Here is an 18,322-nt window from a genome sequence, read left to right on the forward strand (position 1 = left end):
TGCCCCCATCCGCTGATCATCTGATCGATCGAAGGAGCACTCCGTCATGCTGCGTGTCGCCGTACCGAACAAGGGCGCCCTGGCCGAGTCGGCCGCCCAGATGCTGCGCGAGGCGGGCTACCGCCAGCGCACCGACCCGAAGGACCTGGTCTGCCGGGACGAGTCCAACGACCTCGAGTTCTTCTACCTCCGCCCCAAGGACATCGCCACCTACGTCGGCTCCGGTGATCTGGACGTCGGCATCACCGGGCGGGACCTGCTGGTCGACTCCGGCGCGCCGGCCGAGGAGGTCGTCGACCTGAACTTCGGCCGGGCCACCTTCCGCTTCGCCGCCCGCCCCGACGACGTGGACTCCGTCCAGCAGCTCGGTGGGCACCGGATCGCCACCGCGTACCCCGGGCTGGTCGAGCGGCACCTGGCCGAGCTGGGCGTCAAGGCCGAGGTGATCCGCCTGGACGGCGCGGTGGAGAACGCCATCCGCCTCGGCGTCGCCGACGTGGTCGCCGACGTGGTGGAGACCGGCGCCACCCTGCGCCAGGCGGGCCTCGTGGTCTTCGGCGAGCCGCTGCTGCGCTCCTCGGCGGTGCTGGTCCGCCGGGCCGGCGCCCCCGGCTGCGCCCAGGCCGACCAGCTGCTGCGCCGGCTGCACGGCGTGCTGGTCGCCCGGCGCTACGTGATGCTCGCCTACGACGTGCCGGCCGGCCTGCTCGACCGGGCCAGCACGCTGACCCCCGGCATCGAGTCGCCGACCGTCTCCCCGCTGCACCGCGAGGGCTGGGTGGCCGTGCAGGCGATGGTCCAGCGCGACGACGTGCACCGGATCATGGACGAGCTGTACGAGTTGGGCGCGCGGGCCATCCTGGTCACCAACATCCACGCGTGCCGGCTGTGAGGGCCCTGCCCGCGCCGGCCGCCCTGGGCGTGGTCGTCCTCGGCGGGATGGCCTCGGCGGCGCAGGGCGTGGTCAACTCCGAGCTGGGGGAGCGGGCCGGCAACCCGGTGCTCGGCGCGGTGGTCAACAACCTCGGCGGCTGCCTGCTGATCCTGGTCGGGCTGTTCGCCGTTCCGTCGATGCGGGCCGGGCTGGCCGTGCTGCGGCGCGGCGGCCTGCCCTGGTGGGCCTACCTGGGCGGGCTCGGCGGCGCGGCGATCGTGGTGATCGGCACGTACGTGGTGCCGGTGCTCGGGGTGGCCGTGTTCACGATCGCCCAGGTCGCCGGCGGCAGCCTGGGCGGGCTGGCCGTGGACCGGGCCGGGGTGTCCCCGGCGGGGCGGCTGCCGCTCACCGCGCCCCGGGTCGCCGGGGCGCTGCTCGGCGTCGGTGCGGTGGCCCTGGCCCAGCTCGGTCGCCCGGTCGGCGACCTGGCGGTCGGGCTGGTCCTGCTCGCGGTCGCCGGCGGTCTGGCGGTCGCCCTGCAGTCCGCGCTCAACGGTCGGGTCTCCGCCGCCAGCAGCACCGCCGCCGGGCTGGCGGTCAACTTCGCCGTGAGCACCCCGGTGATCCTGGCGGTCGCGGCCGCGGTCGGGGCGTTCGCCAGCCGACCCGCCTGGCCGGGGCAGTGGTGGCTCTACATCGGCGGCCTGCTCGGGGTCGGCATCGTGCTCGCGCTGCTGGTCGGCGTCCGGGCGGCCGGGGTGCTGCGGACCGGCCTGGCGCTGGTCGCCGGGCAGCTCGGCGGTGCCCTGCTGCTGGACGTGGCGCTGCCCGGCGGGGCGGGCGCGCGGCTGCCGGTGCTGGCCGGCGCGGGGCTCACCGCCGCGGCGGTGCTGCTGGCCGGCGTACGCCGGCGGACACCGACCCGTGTGGCAGCGGACCCCGCGTCCGAGCCGGATGGCAGACTGGTCGGGTGAGCGAGCGGACCATCAGGCTCAGCAGCGTGGCGCCCCGCGCCGCCGCGGAGCGAAGCGAGGCGGCATGAGCGATTCAGTGGTGACCGTGCGGCCGCGTCGGATCCGGCTGGTCTGCTGGGCCTCGGCGGCCACCCTGGTGGTGGTGTTCAGCCTGGTGGCCACCTCCCTGACCGGCGCCACCGGCGAGGGTTACGGCACCTTCCAGCGGGGCGACCAGTTCGCCATGATCGGGCTGGGCGTCCTCGGCGCTCTGGGCGTCCTGCTGTTCACCCGCCCCCGGGTGGTGGCCGACGCCAAGGGCATCCGGGTGCGCAACGTGATCGGCTCGTACGAGCTGCCCTGGGAGGTCGTCCGCGGGGTCCGCTTCGACCGAGGCGCCCCCTGGGCCAGTCTGGAGCTGCACGACGACGACCTGCTGCCGATGGTGGCCCTGCAGGCCGCCGACAAGGAGCGCGCGGTCGAGGGGGTGCGGGCCCTGCGCCGCCTGCACCAGGCCCACCTGGCCACCCTCGCCAACGCCTCCCGCTGACCCCGCCACCGCACCCGCCCCGCCCGGTCGAAGACGGCGGAGTCGCGGAAAGAGTAGCCATCCGCCCCGGAGTGGGCGCCCTTTCAGGAATGAGTGGCCTGGTCACCCGGCGAGGCGCGGGTGGGGCTGGTTTGGGGACGGGTGGGCCGGGGGTGTAGTGTTGCTGAGTCGACCAGACTGCCCCCGTCCCTGACGCGTGGGTGGTCCCGAAGCGGAGCGCCTGCTCCCACCCGAGTCGCCATGCGGCGGCCGGGTCCGGTCACCGGTTCCGGGCACGTTCCGGCACCGGATGCGCGATCATGTGATCGTGCCGACCGGTCGAGCGGGCCCTGGCATGCGCCAGGGCCTTCTGCTTTCCGGGTCGGCTCCCGTCCGGGAGCCCGCGGAGTCGGCACACATGCAGAAAGAAAGACTCGACTCGAGGAGGCCCCATCAGCGTCGAACCACGCGTGAACGAGCAGATCCGGGCACGTGAGGTCCGACTGGTCGGTCCTGAGGGTGAGCAGGTGGGCATCGTCCCGCTGGAGCGCGCCCTTCAACTGGCCGCGGACGTCGACCTGGACCTGGTCGAGGTTGCGCCGATGGCGCGCCCGCCGGTGTGCAAGCTCATGGACTTCGGCAAGTTCAAGTACGAGAGCGCACTGAAGGCGCGCGAAGCGCGGCGTAACCAGCAGCAGACCGTCATCAAGGAGATGAAGCTCCGGCCGAAGATCGACCCGCACGACTACGAGACCAAGAAGGGTCACGTGGTGCGGTTCCTCAAGGCCGGCGACAAGGTCAAGGTGACGATCATGTTCCGCGGTCGCGAACAGAGCCGCCCGGAGCTGGGTTACCGGCTCCTGCGCCGGCTCGAGTCCGAGATCTCGGAGCTGGGGTACGTCGAGGCCGCGCCGAAGCAGGACGGCCGCAACATGATCATGGTGCTCGCGCCGCACCGCGCCACCAAGGCCGCCGCGGTCGCCGCGACGGCCTCCCGAGGCGGGGCGCCCCGGGAGCGGGCCGCGGAGGAATCCGTCGCTCCGGAGGCCGGCGAGACCGCAGCAGCCGGTGAGACCGGCACGACCGCTGACACCAGCGGCCAGTAACAGGGGAGAGACGTTCCACATGCCGAAGATGAAGAGCCACACGGGTATGGGCAAGCGGGTCAAGGTGACCGGCAAGGGCAAGATCGTTGCCCAGCAGGCCGGCCTCCGCCACAACCTGGAGAAGAAGGCCTCCACCCAGACCCGCCGGCTGACCGGCACCGTCGAGCTGGCCAAGGCCGACGTCAAGCGAATCAAGAAGCTGCTCGGCCGCTGACGCGCGCCACCTGAACCGAAGAAGGAGTTGAGATGGCACGCGTCAAGCGGGCTGTGAACGCCCAGAAGAAGCGTCGTACCCTGCTGGAGACCGCGAGCGGCTACCGCGGTCAGCGCTCCCGCCTCTACCGCAAGGCCAAGGAGCAGGTGCTGCACTCGATGCAGTACGCCTACCGGGACCGCCGCGACCGTAAGGGCGACTTCCGGCAGCTCTGGATCCAGCGGATCAACGCCGGCGCCCGGGCGAACGGCATGACCTACAACCGGCTGATCCAGGGCCTGCGCCTGGCCGGCATCGAGGTCGACCGCAAGATCCTGGCCGACCTGGCCGTCAACGACGCCGCGGCGTTCGCCGCGATCGTCGAGCTGGCCCGCGCCGCCGTGGCGGCCGAGGGCACCGGTGGCGCCGCGGCCCAGGCCGCCTGACCCACCCGCACCAGCAGATCGAGGCGTCTCCCATGCAGTCACCGTCGCGCGGGAGGCGCCTCGACGCTGTTCCCGGCCCGTTCACCCCGCGTACCCCCCGGGTCGTCGCCGCCCGCCGGCTCCAGCGCCGCCGGGACCGCGAGGCCACCGGCCGGTTCCTGGCCGAGGGTCCGCAGGCCGTCCGGGAGGCTCTGGGCCGCGCCGGCACCGTCGTCGAGCTGTTCGGCACGCCGGCCGCCCTCGACCGGTACGCCGACCTCGCCGCCGAGGCCGCCCGGGCCGACGTGCCCGTGTCCGAGGTCACCGAGGAGGCCCTCGCGGCGCTCGCGGAGACCGTCGCCCCGCAGGGGCTGGTCGCCGTCTGCCGGCACCTCGACGTACCGCTCGAGAAGGCCCTGGCACGCGGGCCGCGCCTGGTCGCGGTGCTCGCCGAGATCCGCGACCCGGGCAACGCCGGCACCGTGCTGCGCACCGCCGACGCCGCCGGTGCGGGCGCGGTGGTCTTCGCCGGGGACGCGGTCGACCCGTACAACGGCAAGTGCGTGCGGGCCTCCGCCGGCAGCCTCTTCCACGTCGACGTGGTGCGCGCCCCCGACCCGGTCGCGGTGGTCGACGCGCTGCGCGCCGCGGGCCGCACCGTGCTGGCCACCACCGGGTACGGCGACACCGACCTCGACGACCTGGCCGACGCCGGCCGGCTGGCCACGCCCACCGCCTGGCTCTTCGGATCCGAGGCCCATGGCCTGCCCCGGGAGCTGACCGAGGCGGCCGACGCCCGGGTCCGGGTGCCGCTGCACGGGCGTGCCGAGAGCCTGAACCTGGCTGCGGCCGCGGCAATCTGCCTGTACGCTTCAGCGAGAGCACTGCGCCGACCGTCGGGTCCGCGCGGTCACACAGCAGGGGAGTCGTCCGGATGATGAACGCGCCACGGCGTTCGTTTAGCCAGCCCGCCGGTGTCGGCGGGCGGCGGGCGTGACCCTTCCTCCTGCATACCTCCCACCGGCGGGCTGCGGCGAAGCCGCGCGTCCGTAGACTCGCCTAGCCGCCCGTGAGGGCCGGCGCCGCCGTGAGGGAGTGCCCGTACGCCATGAGCTACCGCAACGATCCGTACGACCCGAAGCAGGTCGCCCTGCTCGACCCGGACGCCCTGGCCGAGGCCGTGGCCGAGGCCGAGAAGGCGTTCGCCACCGCCACCGACCCGGACGCGCTGCACGCGCTGCGCCCCGCGCACCTCGGCGACCGGGCTCCGGTCTCGCTTGCCCGCCGGGAGATCGGCGCGCTGCCGCCGGCCGCCAAGTCCGACGCCGGCAAGCGGGTCAACGAGGCCCGCCGCGCCATCGAGACCGCGTACGCGGCCCGGCAGGAGACGCTGGAGCGCGAGCAGGCCGAGCGGGTGCTGGTCGAGGAGCGGGTCGACGTGACCCTGCCCTACGACCGCCGGCCGCGCGGCGCCCGCCACCCGCTGACCGTGCTGATGGAGCAGATCAGCGACCTGTTCATCGGGATGGGCTACGAGATCGCCGAGGGCCCCGAGGTTGAGCTGGAGTGGACCAACTTCGACGCGCTCAACATCCCCGCCGACCACCCGGCCCGCGGCCTGATGGACACCTTCCACATCGCCCCGCAGGACGGGTCAGCCGGCGCGGCGTCCGGCCTGGTGCTGCGTACCCACACCTCGCCGGTGCAGGCGCGCACCATGCTCACCCGCAAGCCGCCGATCTACGTGGTCGTGCCCGGCCGGGTCTACCGCACCGACGAGTTGGACGCCACCCACGCGCCGGTCTTCCACCAGGTCGAGGGCCTGGTGGTGGACAAGGGCATCACCATGGCGCACCTGCGCGGCACGCTGGACCACTTCGCCCGGGCGATGTTCGGCGAGGGCGCGAAGACCCGCTGGCGGCCGCACTACTTCCCGTTCACCGAGCCGTCGGCCGAGTTCGACGTCTGGTTCCCGGAGCACCGGGACGGGCCGCAGTGGGTCGAGTGGGGCGGCTGCGGCATGGTCAACCCGCGGGTGCTGCGCGCCTGCGGCATCGACCCGGAGGTCTACTCCGGATTCGCCTTCGGCATGGGCATCGACCGGACCGTGATGGTCCGGCACGGGGTCAGCGACATGCGGGACATGGCCGAGGGCGACGTGCGGTTCACCCGCGCGTTCGGGGCCTGATCGGCGCCACGAGCTACGGAGACGGTGGTTAACAGTCATGCGAGTTTCTGTCAGTTGGCTGCGGGAGTACGTCGATCTCCCCGCCGACCTGCCCGCCGGCGACCTGGAGCAGGCGCTGGTCGACCTGGGCATCGAGGTCGAGTCCGTCGTGGACCTGCGGGAGACCGTCACCGGCCCGCTGGTGGTCGGTGAGGTCCTGGAGATCGAGGAGCTGACCGGCTTCAAGAAGCCGATCCGGTTCTGCAAGGTGGACGTCGGCGCCGCCAACGGCACCGGCGAGCCGCAGGAGATCGTCTGCGGGGCGCGTAACTTCGCCCCCGGCGACCGGGTGGTGGTGATCCTCCCCGGCGGCGTGCTGCCCGGCAACTTCGCCATCGGCGCGCGCAAGACGTACGGGCGCAACTCCAACGGCATGATCTGCTCCGCGAAGGAGTTGGGCCTGGGCGATGACCACTCGGGCATCATCGTGCTGCCCGAGGACACCCCGGCCAAGCCCGGCGACGACGCCCGCCCGGTGGTCGGCCTCGACGACGTCGTGGTCGAGATGGAGATCACCCCCGACCGCGGATACGCGCTGAGCGTGCGGGGAATCGCCCGGGAGCTGTCGCACGCCCTCGGGGTGCCGTTCCGCGACCCGGCCGACGTCCCGGCGCCCGGCGCCACCGCCGAGCCGGCGTACCCGGTCGAGGTGCGGGACACCGTCGGCTGTGACCGGTTCGCCGCCCGGATGGTCCGCGGCGTCGACCCGACCGCGCAGACACCCGGCTGGATGCAGCAGCGGCTCACCGTCGCCGGCATCCGCAGCATCTCGCTGCCGGTCGACATCACCAACTACCTGATGCTCGAACTCGGCCAGCCGATGCACGCCTTCGACGCCGACCGGATCCGCGGCCCGCTGGTGGTCCGCCGGGCCGAGCCGGGGGAGAAGCTGACCACCCTGGACGGGGTCGACCGCACCCTGTCCGCCGAGGACATGGTGATCTGCGACGCTGGGCTGCCCAACGCCCACGCGGCCGAGGGCGCCGGCGTCCCGATCTCGCTCGCCGCCGTGATGGGTGGCGAGACCAGCGAGGTGGTCGCCGCCACCACCGACGTGCTGTTCGAGGCGGCGCACTGGGACCCGGCGATGGTCGGCCGCACCGCCCGCCGGCACAAGCTGTTCAGCGAGGCGGCGAAGCGCTGGGAGCGGGGCGTTGACCCGGCCCTGCCGCTGGTCGCGCTGGAGAAGGCGGTCCGGCTGCTCACCGAGCACGCGGGCGGCACGGTCGGTGCGGAGATCCTGGACATCGACCACGTCCGGCCGCGTACCCCGGTCACCCTGCCGGCGGACCTGGCGTCGCGGCGGGTCGGTGTGACCTACCCTGCGGAGCGGGTGGTCGAGCTGCTGGAGCAGGTCGGCTGCACGGTCGCCCGGGGCGGCGACCGGCTCGGCGAGGACCCGGGCGAGGTCGGGGTGGCCGCCGCCGGGCGGGCCGAGGTGCTCACGGTTACCCCGCCGAGCTGGCGGCCCGACCTCACCGACCCGGCCGACCTGGTCGAGGAGGTGGTCCGCCTCGACGGGTACGACCGGGTGCCGTCGGTGCTGCCCACCGCGCCGCCCGGCCGGGGCCTCACCTGGCCCCAGCAGCGCCGCCGGGCGGTCGCCCGGTCGCTCGCCGAGCGCGGGTACGTGGAGGTGCTCGCCCATCCGTTCGTCGCCGGGGAACTCGCCGACCAGCTCGGCCTGCCCGCCGACGACCCGCGCCGCCGGGCGGTACGGGTGGCGAACCCGCTGTCCGAGGAGCAGCCGCTGCTGCGTACCACGCTGCTCGGCCCGCTGCTCGGCATCCTCAAGCGCAACGTGAGCCGGGGCCTGCGCGACCTGGCGATCTACGAGATCGGCACCGTATTCCACCCGCGCCCCGGCGCCGGCACCCCGCCGGCCATGGGCGTGGACCGGCGCCCCACCGACGAGGAGTTCGCCGCCGCCGACGCGGTGGTCCCGGACCAGCCGCAGCACGTCGCCGTGGCGCTCACCGGCGAGCTCGAGCCGGCCGGCTGGTGGGGCCCGGGCCGGGCGGCCGGCTGGGCGGACGCCGTGGCGGCCGGCCGGGCCGTCCTCGACGCCGCCGGCATCCCGGCCGACCGGGTCACCGTCCGGTCCGCCGAGTACGCCCCCTGGCACCCCGGCCGCTGCGCCGAGCTGCTGGTGGACGACACCGTCGTCGGGCACGCCGGTGAGCTGCACCCGGCCGTGGTGGCGGCGCTGGAGCTGCCCCGCCGCACCTGCGCCATGGAGCTGGACCTGGACGCGCTGCCTCCGGCGCCGATGGTGGCCGGCCCGGCCATCTCCACCTTCCCGCCCGCGCTGATCGACGTGGCGCTGGTGGTGGACGACTCGGTGCCGGCGGCCGAGGTCGAGCGGGCCCTCGTCGAGGGGGCCGGCGAGCTGCTGGAGGGCGTCCGGCTGTTCGACGTGTACGCCTCCGAGCAGCTCGGCGCGGGCCGCAAGTCGCTGGCGTACAAGCTGACGTTCCGGGCCCCGGACCGGACGCTCACCGTCGAGGAGGCGGTGGCCACCCGGGACGCGGCGGTGGCCGAGGCGGCGCGCCGCTTCGGCGCCACGCTCCGCGGCGCCTGACCGGGGCCGCTCGTCCGATCACCGGTGGTGGCCGACGCGTTCGCGTCGGCCACCACCTACGGCCTGGTCAAAGTCCCGGTCGAGCCGCCGGACGGCCAGGGGCTTCGACACCGGCCCTGGGCCCGGGGCGTGCGGTCGCTCAGCGCTCGGGATGGCGGCGGACGAAGTCCTGGTAGGTCTCGTTGGCGAGTTCGATCTCGCGAACCTGCGCGGCCAGCTCGGCCCGGCGGATGTCGGCCGCCGCCCGGGCGCGGGCCAGCCGCAACTCGTGCCGGCGGTCGCGGATGCGGGACCAGCTCCGGACGGCGGCCCAGGCGATCCAGCCGCCGGAGGCCGCCAGGCCGGTCACCGCGAAGGCGAGCAGGAAGTCCATCTCAGCATCCTCCTCCGCCCGGTCAACCGACGTCCCGGCGCGCCGCCAGCCAGCTGCCCAGGCCGAACATCACCAGCACGTAACCCAGCAACACCACGGTCGGCACCAGCGCGCCGGCGGACTCGATCACGCCGGGAGTGCCCCCGTCGAACTGCGACCGCGCGCCGAGCGCGCCGGCCAGCGCGCCGGAACTCGGTGCCAGCAGCACCTTCTGCACCGCCGTCAGCGGGCTCAGCACGAGGGCGAGTCCGCTGATCGCGTTCTCCAGGACCAGCGTCCAGATCAGACCGACCGCGATGGCGGTGGTGGCGCTGCGGAACGCGATCGCCAGGAACCAGCCCACGCTGGCGTGGGCGGTGCAGATCAACCAGGCGGCTGCCACCGCGCCGGCGAGATCGGCGCCGGTCGGCCAGTCGGCGGCCCGCCCCTCGGCGGCCGCCAGCGACCCGGTGGTCACCGCCAGCAGGCCGAAGGTGAGCACGGCGATCAGCAGGGTCAGGCCGCACAGGACGACGGCGTGCCCGGCCATCACCTGCGCGCGCCGGGGTCGCTGGGTGAAGAGGAGGTTCCACGTCCCCCAGCGGTATTCGTTGCCCACCACGAGCGCGCCGAGGATGACCACGATGGCGCCGCCGAAGAGCGGGAACAGCCCGATCCCGGTGGGCACGAGCTGCCCCGGCAGGACGGTGGCCAGCAGGGACTCGGCGGCGTCGGTCTCCTTCGGATCACCGGCCAGCGCCAGGTGCACGAGGTACGGCACACCGATGCCGAAGGCGAGCGCGAGGGCCGCCCAGGTCGCGGTGACCGTCCAGACCGCCGGCCGCTTCCGGTCGGCGAACCAGGCCGCCCGCACCGAGGCCATCATCGGGTGCCTCCCGTCGAGATCGTCTGCTCCTGGCGGGCGTGCCGCTCAGGCGCGGTCAGTTCCAGGAAGGCCTCCTCCAGCGAGTGGCGCAGCGGGCGCAGTTCCCGCACGTCGATGCCGGCCTCGACCAGCCGCCGGTTGAGGGCCGCGGCGAGCGCCGGGTCCGTGGTGACCCGAAGTTGCCCGTCGACCGGGTCCACCGCCCGGACCCGGTCGTGTGCGCGCAGGCACGCCACCGCCTCGTCGATCGGGTCGGCGTCGATCAGCAGCACCGCCTGGCCCAGCGTCCCGCGCAGCTCGTCGGGCGTGCCGTCGGCGATCAGCCGGCCGCGGTCGATGACCACGATGCGGTCGCAGATCTGCTCCACCTCGCCGAGGACGTGGCTGGACAGCAGCACGGTGCGCCCGCCCCGGCCGAGTGCCCGGAGCAGCTCGCGGATGTCGGTCACCCCGCCCGGGTCGAGGCCGTTGGTGGGCTCGTCGAGGATCAGCAGGCTCGGTTCCTTGAGCAGGGCGGCGGCCACGCCGAGGCGCTGCTTCATGCCGAGGGAGTAGGTCCGGAACTTCGAGCCCGCCCGCTCGGTCAGCCCGACCTCGGCCAGCACCCGGTCGGCGGCGGTGTCCGGGACGCCCGCGTACCGGGCGGCCAGCCGTAGGTTGTCCCGGCCGGACAGGTGGGGGTAGAAGGCCGGCGACTCGATGAGCGCACCCACCTTGGCCAGCTGCTGCGGCGTGCCGGGCGATCGGCCGAGGACCCGGATCGCGCCGCTGGTCGGCCGGACGAGCCCGACCAGCATGCGCATCGTGGTGGTCTTGCCGGCCCCGTTGGGGCCCAGGAAGCCGAGGACCTCGCCCTCGCGCACCCGCAGGTCAAGGCCGTCGACTGCGGTGACCCCGCCGGGATAACGCTTGGTCACCTCATGAAGTTCAATGGCAAAACGGTCATTCCTCAACGTGGCACCGCAATCGCACGATGCCGAGCAAAGCGCCGCTCGACCTGAATTTCCTTTGCGTTCATCCGCAGTCCCTCGAATTCCCTACCGCACCACAGGGTTAATTGGGTGACATCAATTAACTGTTCGTTTCGGGCGGACTGGGTCGGTGGCGACCGATTTGGCCCGCGGTCGCGCCGTCGTAACCCGCCGTCGCCAGCGGTCAGCATGCCGTCATGAAAGGCCCTCTGACCTGCGGCGGCGTAGGCGGCGCCCACAGACTAGCGGAGGTTGATCCGCTCCGGAAGGTCGCCCGGGGCGGCGGTGCGGCGTTTTTGTCTTAGCCGCAGCTCACTGCCCTTCAATTTACTTCCGCCACTGCCTGGCCCGAAACATTCTGTTGACTTAATACTTGATCTTGGGCAGCATGAAGGCACTTTCGAGACCGCCACAGGAGTTGTCATGGGGGGCGCATGAACCAGCCGTCGGACGGTGGAACAAGCCTGGAAATGCGTCCCAAGCTGCGGCACGACGTGGTCTTCCTGGACGCTCCGGCCGGCGCCTACCTGCGCGGGCCGGACAGCGCATTCCTGATCAAGGGCAAGTCGGCCTTCCGGTGGTTGACGTCGCTGAGTCCCTACCTGACCGGCGAACACACGCTCGGGCAGCTCACCGCCGCCCTCGACCAGGGGCAGCGGCAGACCGTGCTCACCCTGGTCCGCGCCCTGATCTCGCGAGGGTTCGCCAAGGACGCGGGGGACCGCAGCGAGCTGTCCGAGCCGGTCGCCCGCCGCTTCGCCGCCCAGATCGAGTTCATCGACCACTTCGCGGACGACCCCACCGGCCGGTTCCAGCGTTTCCACGCCGCCCGGGTGGCGTTGTGCGGCGAGGGAGAGACGTTGCTCGCCGCGGCGAGTGGCCTGCTCCGCAACGGGTGCGTGCGGCTGGACCTCCACCCGGACGACGACCCGGCCCGGTACGCCGAGGCGCTACGCCCCGAGCTGGCCGAGCTGCGCGCCGACGGCCTGCCGGCGGAGGTCAGGTTCCCCACCGGGGGCCCCGACCCGCGGGCGGTCGACGCGGTGCTCTGCTGCACCGGTCCCGCCGGCCTGGCCCGCCTGGCCGAGCTGGCCCGCGCCGCTCACCGGGACGGTCCGCTGCTCGTACCGGTGATCTGGGACGACCGGCGGGCGGTGGTCGGGCCGACTGTCGGGGCGGGACAGGCCCCCTGCTGGCACTGCGCTCAGCTCCGGCTCGCGGCCGGCGACGACCCGGCGGCCGCCGCGGAGTTCTGGCGACAGCTCGCCGTCGGCGACCCGGCCGCAGCGGCGGCGCTGCCCGAGGTGACCGCGCGGATGCTCGGCAACGCCGCCGCCTTCGAACTGTTCCGGGCCCTCACCGGCGCGGTCGCCCCGGACACCGCCGGCGGAGTGCTGCTGCTCGACGCGGCCACCCTGGAGTCCAGCCGGGAGCGGGTGCTGCCGCACCCCGGGTGCCCGGTCTGCCGGGACGTCGAGGTGACCGCGCCGGAGCCGCCGGCCGGCTCCGACGACGAGACCTACCAGCGGGCCGAGGCGCTGGTCTCGCCGAACGCCGGGGTCTTCACCCGGTTCGTCGACGACCCGCTGGAGCAGGCCCCGCTGAAGACGGCCCGCCTGCGGCTGCCCGGCCGGCGTGGCTCGCGCGAGGTGAGCGCCTTCGACGTGCACACCGTGATGGGCGCCCGGCTGGCCGCCTACCGGGCAGCGGTCCGCGACCACGCCGCCCGGTACGCGGACCCGGCCGCGGCGGTCACCGCCTCCGCGGCCGAGCTGCGCGAGCGGGGCGAGCACCCGGTGCCCTGGACGGACCTGGCGACGGCGACCGCCGTGCCGCCCGAAGACCGGCCGGTCCGCTGGCTGCCGGCCGTCGTGCTGGGCCGGGCGGAGTCCGTGTGGGTGCCCGCCGCGCTGGCGCTGCCCACCTCCGCGTTCAACGCCGAGGGCTGGGCCGAGCCGACGGTGGCCGGCGCGGCCGCCGCCGGGACCCTCGACGAGGTCATCGACCAGGGGCTGGCCGACGCGCTGGCCTACCGGGCGCTGACCGCCGCGCTGCGCGGCCGGGGCGGGCCGCGCGTGGTGAACGAGGAGGACCTGGTCGGCGACGACGACACCGCCTTCGTGGTCAAGGCCGCCCACCGGTTCGGCCGCCGGCTGTCGGTGTTGGCGCTGGCCGGGGCCGACCCGGCGTACGCCGTGCTCGCCGTCGCCGAGCCGCCGGGCGGCGGTGACCGGGACTGGGCGCTGGCCGGCGGGTTCGACCCGGTCGCCACCCGGCTGGCCGCCGTCCGGGACGCGGTCGGGCGTGTTCAGGTGCGGCACTTCGAGGACGCCGTCGCCGACCTCGGCGACCCGGTGCTGCGTGACTTCGACCCGGCCGCGCTCACGGCCGGCGCCACCCCCGCCGGCCCGGCCGGACCGGCGACCGACCGGGCGGCCGTGCTGGCCGCGCTGGACGAGCAGGGAATGAGCGCCCTGCTGGTCGAGACGACCACCCGGGACGTCCGGGCCACCGGGGCCTTCCGCAGTGGGGTCGTCCTGCTGCGCCGGTCCGCCCCGGCGGCCGACTGAACCACCACGTCAGTGGTTTCGGCGAGGCACGCACCATGGAAGGAGGTGGAAAAGATGCCGATCACCCTGAACGACGAGCTCCGCGAGCTGGAGACCGAGACCTTCGAGATCGAGGAGGTCGAGGACGGCGGCGAGGCGCTCGCTGCGACCAGCTCCAGCTGCTCCTGCTCCAGCTGCTGCAGCTGCAGCACCTCGAGCTGCTGCAGCACCAGCACCAGCACCAGCAGCTGCGGCTGACCGGGTGAACGGGGTTGCCCCCGACGCTGACGACTTCCAGTCCCCGGTGGGACGCCGCACGAACGACGCACCATCCGCCGCCGGCCCGGCCGGCGAGTAGCCCTGCGTGCCTCCGCTGGATCCACCGTGGTGGTGCGACGCGGACCCACCGACGACTGGCGCCACCGCGGCTCAAGGAGAGGCCCGTGCCGACACAACCCCCGACATCCGGCCTACTGCCCGACTCGGTCCGCAGCGAGCTGCGCGACCTGCAGACCGAGACGTTCGAGGTCGAGGACATCGCTGAGCTGTCCGCCGACCTGATGGACATCTGCAGCAGCAGCACGAGCACGTCCAGCTGCTCCAGCTGCAGCACGTCCAGTTGTTGCAGCTGCACCTCGTCGAGTTGCAGCAGCACCAGCTGAGCCACGGCGCCGCCGGTCGCTCCGGACGTCCGGCCGGCACCGCGGCCCTGATCGACCGAGGGGAGGTGGAAGGAAAATGCCGGAACTGACTGAGGAACTACGCGCGCTGGAGACGGAGACGTTCGAGATCGAGGACGTCGACGCCATCGACGCGATGGTCATGGACTGGTCCAGCTCCAGCTGTTCCTGCTCCAGCTGCTGCAGTTGCAGCACGTCCAGCTGCTGCAGCAGCAGCACCAGCACCGGATGCGGCGGCGGCTGACCCAGCCCAGCGCCGTAACCGCCCCCGCCGGCGGGCCACGTCGGCGGGGCGCCGGTCCCAATCTCATCAGCACAGGTCGCGACCGTAGACAGGTGAACCGCATGATCGTCGATGTCCGGACCACCTCCACCGGGTGGGACAGCAGCCTCAAGCAGCTCGGCGAGGCGTTCCACGAGCGACGCCAGGACCAGGCGCGGCAGCCCGCCCGCCCCGCCGCACTCGACGGGATCACCGTGCGGATCGCCGCCCTCGGCCTGACCGACGCCTACGCCGACGGCGGCGAGGGCCTGACCGGCGACGTGGTGCCGATCTGGCTGCACGGCGCGACCGCGCTGGTCGGGCCACGCTGGACGGACACCGACGACGCGGCGGGCGCCCAGCCCGGCCCGTGCCCGCTCTGCGTGCAGCGGCGCTGGCAGGCCATCCGGGTTCGCGACGAACGGCACGCCCTGGAGCACCAGGCCCGGGTCGGCACCGTGGCCCCGCTGCCCCACCTGACGCCGTTCGCGGTCGACGCGCTGTGGCAGCTCCTGCTGGACGCCTGCCGCCCCCAGGGCGACCGGCCCGGCGTCGGACGCCTGCGGCAGCTGCGGATGGACACCCTGGAGACCACCGTCGTCGAGGTGCTGGCCGACTCCGAGTGCCCGGCCTGCGCGACCGTCCGCCCGGACACCGCGGAAGCCGCGGTCATCCCGCTCACCAGCCGGCCCAAGCCGGACCCGTCCGCGTACCGGCTGCGGTCGGCCGGCGAGCTGGACCTCCCGGTCGCCGCGCTGGCGAACCCGGTCGCCGGGGCGCTGGGCGGCAGCGCCCTGCGCGCGTACAACGCCACCGCCACCGCGCCGGTGACCGGCTACTTCCGGATCCGCAGCCGCTACGACCTGCACGAGATGTGGTGGAGCGGGCACGCCAACAGCTACGGCAGCAGCGAGACGTACGCCCTGCTGGAGGGGCTGGAGCGGTATGCCGGCCAGTTCCCCCGGGCGCGGCGGACCACGGTCGTCGACAGCTACGCCAACCTGGCCCCGGACGCCCTCGACCCGGGCGGTCTGGGCTATCACCCGGCGTTCTACCACGGGCATGGGCTCTACTACGCCCCGTACTCGCCGGATGCGCCGATGCCCTGGGTCTGGGGTTACTCGCTGCGCGACCGCACCCCCCGGCTCGTGCCCGAGCAGCTCGTCTACTACCTGGACCGCCGCACCGACCACCGCAAGTTCGTCCAGGAGTGCTCCAACGGCTGCGCCAGCGGCAGCTGCCCCGAGGAGGCGCTGCTGCACGGCATGCTCGAACTCATCGAACGGGACGCCTTCCTGCTCGCCTGGTACGGCTCGGCCCGGCTGGCCGAGATCGACCCGAGCACCTGCCGGGACGAGCGGGTGCACTTCATGCTCGACCGGGTGGACCTGCTCGGCTACGACATCCGGCTCTTCGACACCCGCGCGGACCTGCCCGTCCCGGTGGTCACCGCGGTCGCGGTCAAGCGCGGCGACGGGCTCGGTCAGCTCTGCTTCGCCGCCGGCGCCAGCCTCGACCCGGACGACGCGGTCCGCGCCGCGGTCTGCGAGACCGCCTCCTACGTGCCCGGCTTCGACGAACGGGTCGCCGCCAGCGAGCCGGAGCTGCGCGAGATGACCCGGGACTACACCAAGGTCACCGAGCTGAGCCACCACGCCCTGCTCTACGGGCTGCCGGAGATGACCCGCCACGCCGCGTTCCTCTTCGACGACCCGCCACTGCGGTCGATGAGCGAGCTGTACGGCGACTGGCTGGCGGCCCGGCCGAACCACGACGACCTGCGGGCCGACATGGAGTACCTCACCGGGCTGATCGCCGGGCTCGGCGGCGACGTCGTCGCGGTCGACCAGACCTGCCCGGAGCAGGAGGTCGCCGGGGTGCACACGATGGCCGTGGTGGCGCCCGCCCTGGTCCCCATCGACTTCGGTTGGCAGCGGCAGCGGGTGCTCTGGAGCGACCGGCTGGAGCGCCACCTGGCCCGGGGCACGCACGGACCCGACCGGCTCGGTGCCACCGGCCGCAACCCCCACCCGCACCCCTTCCCGTAGGAGCACCGACATGCAGCAGGAGGCCCTCGAGGTCGTCCGGGAGTACGCGCAGGCGGTGTTCCGCCGGGCCCGGGTCCCGATGGAACCGCTCAACTACGAGGTGGACTGGGCCGACCAGCCCTCCCGGCACACCAGCTACCCCGACGCCCCCCGGGTGCCGCTGCCGGTGGCGCTGCCCGACCTGCCCACCCTGCGCGACCTGTTCACCGGGGAGCACCTGCCGCCGCCCGGGGGCTGGACGCTGGACCGCCTGGCCACGCTGCTGCGCCTGTCGTACGGGGTGCTCGACCGGCGGCTGACCGTGAACTGGAACCAGGACCTGGCCAAGCGGGCGCACTTCGAGCACGCCGTCTGGGGGCGGGGCACCGCCTCCGGCGGGGGCATGTACCCGGTGGAGCTCTTCCTGGTCGCCGGGCCCTCCGCGCCGCTGCTGCCGGGGGTCTACCACTACGGCACCGGCCAGCACGTGCTGGAGCGGCTGCTGCTCGGCGACGTCAGCGGCACGGTCCGCGCCGCCGTCGGCGATCCGGCGGGCGGTGTGGACAGCTTCCTGGTGGCGAGCATCCGGTTCTGGAAGAACTCATTCAAGTACAACAGCTTCTGCTACCACGTGGTCACCCAGGACCTCGGTGCCCTGCTGGGCTCCTGGGACCTGCTCGCGCGCGGGCTCGGCGTGCCGCTGCCCCGGCTGCTCGGCTTCGATCCGGCGCCGGTGGACCGGCTGCTCGGCTTCGACAGCGACCGGGAGAGCGCCTTCGCGGTCGTACCCCTGAACTGGGCCGGCGCTGCCCCGGACGCCGGCGCCGACACCGCCCCCGACGGCGGTCGTGAGGGCGGAAGCGGACCCACCGGGGAGCGGCCGGCGCAGCCCCGGGTCCGGTACCCGGCGTTCGAGCGGTCCCGCCGGTTGCGGGAGTTCCCGGCCGTGACCGAGGTGCACCGGGCGGCGGCGGCCCCGGCCACCCCGGCCCCGGACGCCCTGGCGGACGCCGCGCCCCGCGAACTGCCCGGCGAACCGCGGGCCCTGCCCGCGCCGGAGCTGGCCCGGCTGGCGCGTCCCCTGTCGACGGTGCTGGCTACCCGGTCCAGCAGCTTCGGCCGGTTCCGCCGGCCGCCCGAGCTGACCGCTGCCGAACTCGGCACCACCCTCGCCTTCGCCACCGCGGGCCGGCACCACCCGGCCGACGCCGGGCTGCCCGCGGACGCGCCGGCCCTCACCCGCCTCTGGGTCTTCGCGAACCACGTCGATGGCCTCGACGCCGGTACCTACGCCTACTGCTCCCGGCGGCACGTGCTGCTGCCCGCCGCGCCCGAGCCCGACGGTGGGATGTCCGCCTTCCTGCAGCAGCAGTACTTCCTCACCAACTACACGATGGGGCAGGTCGGGGCGGTGCTGGCGATCGCCGGCCGGCTGGACGCGGTGCTCGACGCCGTCGGCCCGCGCGGCTACCGCATCCTCAACGCCGAGATCGGCGCCGTCGCCCAGCGGGCGTACTGCGCGGCCACGGCCCAGCGCCTGGGCTGCGGCGCGGTGCTGGGCTTCGACAACGTCGCCATGGACGAGGCCCTCGGCCTGACCGGGACCGACGAACGGACCGTGTTGTTCCTGCTGCTCGGGCGGCATCCGGACGCCACCGCCGACCTGATGTACCGGCTGTGACCACCCGCCTCGCGAAGACGTCG

18 protein-coding genes are annotated in these 18,322 nt (G+C 73.9%); 15 read left to right on the forward strand and 3 right to left on the reverse strand.

Features of this window, described 5'->3' with window-relative positions; genetic code table 11:
• The first annotated feature begins 46 nt into the window (after positions 1 to 46).
• From hisG to pheT, 9 genes are all read left to right on the forward strand, one after another.
• Positions 47 to 892, forward strand: coding sequence for an ATP phosphoribosyltransferase (gene hisG, locus ACGF4F_RS28845; RefSeq protein ID WP_357442701.1), 846 nt, complete (start codon positions 47 to 49; stop codon positions 890 to 892).
• Positions 880 to 1,851, forward strand: a complete 972-nt coding sequence (locus ACGF4F_RS28850; protein ID WP_357442703.1) for a DMT family transporter — start codon at positions 880 to 882, stop codon at positions 1,849 to 1,851. The genes hisG and ACGF4F_RS28850 overlap by 13 nt, the downstream gene beginning before the upstream one ends.
• 64 nt (positions 1,852 to 1,915) lie before the next feature.
• A complete protein-coding gene (locus ACGF4F_RS28855; RefSeq protein WP_357442705.1) occupies positions 1,916 to 2,380 on the forward strand; it encodes a PH domain-containing protein in 465 nt (154 codons plus the stop codon).
• Positions 2,381 to 2,829: 449 nt separating this feature from the next.
• Positions 2,830 to 3,465 (forward strand): translation initiation factor IF-3, encoded by a 636-nt coding sequence (infC, locus tag ACGF4F_RS28860; protein ID WP_073835293.1) that lies wholly within the window; start codon positions 2,830 to 2,832, stop codon positions 3,463 to 3,465.
• Between the two features lie 19 nt (positions 3,466 to 3,484).
• A complete protein-coding gene (gene rpmI / locus ACGF4F_RS28865; protein ID WP_073835294.1) occupies positions 3,485 to 3,679 on the forward strand; it encodes a 50S ribosomal protein L35 in 195 nt (64 codons plus the stop codon).
• A 32-nt stretch (positions 3,680 to 3,711) separates the two neighbouring features.
• Positions 3,712 to 4,104, forward strand: coding sequence for a 50S ribosomal protein L20 (gene rplT / locus ACGF4F_RS28870; protein ID WP_030335718.1), 393 nt, complete (start codon positions 3,712 to 3,714; stop codon positions 4,102 to 4,104).
• A gap of 32 nt (positions 4,105 to 4,136) precedes the next feature.
• Positions 4,137 to 5,021, forward strand: coding sequence for an RNA methyltransferase (locus ACGF4F_RS28875; protein WP_357442708.1), 885 nt, complete (start codon positions 4,137 to 4,139; stop codon positions 5,019 to 5,021).
• Positions 5,022 to 5,191: 170 nt separating this feature from the next.
• Positions 5,192 to 6,271, forward strand: a complete 1,080-nt coding sequence (gene pheS / locus ACGF4F_RS28880) for a phenylalanine--tRNA ligase subunit alpha (RefSeq protein ID WP_357442710.1) — start codon at positions 5,192 to 5,194, stop codon at positions 6,269 to 6,271.
• Positions 6,272 to 6,308: 37 nt separating this feature from the next.
• On the forward strand, positions 6,309 to 8,891 hold the full coding sequence (gene pheT / locus ACGF4F_RS28885; protein ID WP_357442712.1) for a phenylalanine--tRNA ligase subunit beta: 2,583 nt from the start codon (positions 6,309 to 6,311) through the stop codon (positions 8,889 to 8,891).
• A gap of 139 nt (positions 8,892 to 9,030) precedes the next feature.
• Here the strand turns inward: pheT and ACGF4F_RS28890 are convergent, their stop codons facing one another.
• From ACGF4F_RS28890 to ACGF4F_RS28900, 3 genes are read right to left on the reverse strand one after another with little or no spacing between them, the layout of a single operon-like run.
• On the reverse strand, positions 9,031 to 9,264 hold the full coding sequence (locus ACGF4F_RS28890; RefSeq protein ID WP_187413612.1) for a hypothetical protein: 234 nt from the start codon (positions 9,262 to 9,264) through the stop codon (positions 9,031 to 9,033).
• A gap of 22 nt (positions 9,265 to 9,286) precedes the next feature.
• On the reverse strand, positions 9,287 to 10,129 hold the full coding sequence (locus ACGF4F_RS28895; protein ID WP_357442715.1) for an ABC transporter permease subunit: 843 nt from the start codon (positions 10,127 to 10,129) through the stop codon (positions 9,287 to 9,289).
• Positions 10,126 to 11,046 carry an ABC transporter ATP-binding protein gene (locus ACGF4F_RS28900; RefSeq protein ID WP_357442717.1) on the reverse strand — a complete coding sequence of 307 codons (921 nt, stop codon included), beginning with the start codon at positions 11,044 to 11,046 and terminating at the stop codon, positions 10,126 to 10,128. Before ACGF4F_RS28900 ends, ACGF4F_RS28895 begins: the two co-directional genes overlap by 4 nt.
• 524 nt (positions 11,047 to 11,570) lie before the next feature.
• Here ACGF4F_RS28900 and ACGF4F_RS28905 point away from each other — a divergent pair.
• The 6 genes from ACGF4F_RS28905 to ACGF4F_RS28930 all read left to right on the forward strand — a co-directional run bounded on the left by ACGF4F_RS28905 (position 11,571) and on the right by ACGF4F_RS28930 (position 18,299).
• Positions 11,571 to 13,670, forward strand: coding sequence for a TOMM precursor leader peptide-binding protein (locus ACGF4F_RS28905; RefSeq protein WP_393082085.1), 2,100 nt, complete (start codon positions 11,571 to 11,573; stop codon positions 13,668 to 13,670).
• Between the two features lie 54 nt (positions 13,671 to 13,724).
• On the forward strand, positions 13,725 to 13,907 hold the full coding sequence (locus ACGF4F_RS28910; RefSeq protein ID WP_046564715.1) for a hypothetical protein: 183 nt from the start codon (positions 13,725 to 13,727) through the stop codon (positions 13,905 to 13,907).
• Positions 13,908 to 14,092: 185 nt separating this feature from the next.
• Positions 14,093 to 14,311 (forward strand): thiazolylpeptide-type bacteriocin, encoded by a 219-nt coding sequence (locus ACGF4F_RS28915; protein WP_241825274.1) that lies wholly within the window; start codon positions 14,093 to 14,095, stop codon positions 14,309 to 14,311.
• Positions 14,312 to 14,387: 76 nt separating this feature from the next.
• Positions 14,388 to 14,573 (forward strand): thiazolylpeptide-type bacteriocin, encoded by a 186-nt coding sequence (locus ACGF4F_RS28920; protein ID WP_046564718.1) that lies wholly within the window; start codon positions 14,388 to 14,390, stop codon positions 14,571 to 14,573.
• A gap of 101 nt (positions 14,574 to 14,674) precedes the next feature.
• Positions 14,675 to 16,639: a TOMM precursor leader peptide-binding protein gene (locus tag ACGF4F_RS28925; protein ID WP_357442721.1), complete on the forward strand. Its 1,965-nt coding sequence runs from the start codon at positions 14,675 to 14,677 to the stop codon at positions 16,637 to 16,639.
• Positions 16,640 to 16,649: 10 nt separating this feature from the next.
• Entirely contained in the window at positions 16,650 to 18,299 is a 1,650-nt protein-coding gene (locus ACGF4F_RS28930; RefSeq protein ID WP_357442723.1) for a nitroreductase family protein, read from the forward strand.
• Positions 18,300 to 18,322 lie beyond the last annotated feature (23 nt).

It is taken from the genome of Micromonospora sp. NPDC047740 (assembly GCF_043204735.1).
In the GTDB taxonomy this organism is placed as follows: Bacteria; Actinomycetota; Actinomycetes; order Mycobacteriales; family Micromonosporaceae; genus Micromonospora.

Bases quoted from the DNA above. Each gene is read 5' to 3' on its own strand.
- rpmI (WP_073835294.1), top strand. From the start codon at position 3,485: ATGCCGAAGATGAAGAGCCACACGGGTATGGGCAAGCGGGTCAAGGTG.
- ACGF4F_RS28905 (WP_393082085.1), top strand. From the start codon at position 11,571: ATGCGTCCCAAGCTGCGGCACGACGTGGTCTTCCTGGACGCTCCGGCC.
- ACGF4F_RS28895 (WP_357442715.1), bottom strand. From the start codon at position 10,129: ATGATGGCCTCGGTGCGGGCGGCCTGGTTCGCCGACCGGAAGCGGCCG.
- pheS (WP_357442710.1), top strand. From the start codon at position 5,192: ATGAGCTACCGCAACGATCCGTACGACCCGAAGCAGGTCGCCCTGCTC.
- ACGF4F_RS28875 (WP_357442708.1), top strand. From the start codon at position 4,137: ATGCAGTCACCGTCGCGCGGGAGGCGCCTCGACGCTGTTCCCGGCCCG.
- ACGF4F_RS28925 (WP_357442721.1), top strand. From the start codon at position 14,675: ATGATCGTCGATGTCCGGACCACCTCCACCGGGTGGGACAGCAGCCTC.
- hisG (WP_357442701.1), top strand. From the start codon at position 47: ATGCTGCGTGTCGCCGTACCGAACAAGGGCGCCCTGGCCGAGTCGGCC.
- ACGF4F_RS28910 (WP_046564715.1), top strand. From the start codon at position 13,725: ATGCCGATCACCCTGAACGACGAGCTCCGCGAGCTGGAGACCGAGACC.
- rplT (WP_030335718.1), top strand. From the start codon at position 3,712: ATGGCACGCGTCAAGCGGGCTGTGAACGCCCAGAAGAAGCGTCGTACC.
- pheT (WP_357442712.1), top strand. From the start codon at position 6,309: ATGCGAGTTTCTGTCAGTTGGCTGCGGGAGTACGTCGATCTCCCCGCC.
- ACGF4F_RS28930 (WP_357442723.1), top strand. From the start codon at position 16,650: ATGCAGCAGGAGGCCCTCGAGGTCGTCCGGGAGTACGCGCAGGCGGTG.
- ACGF4F_RS28890 (WP_187413612.1), bottom strand. From the start codon at position 9,264: ATGGACTTCCTGCTCGCCTTCGCGGTGACCGGCCTGGCGGCCTCCGGC.
- ACGF4F_RS28920 (WP_046564718.1), top strand. From the start codon at position 14,388: ATGCCGGAACTGACTGAGGAACTACGCGCGCTGGAGACGGAGACGTTC.
- ACGF4F_RS28855 (WP_357442705.1), top strand. From the start codon at position 1,916: ATGAGCGATTCAGTGGTGACCGTGCGGCCGCGTCGGATCCGGCTGGTC.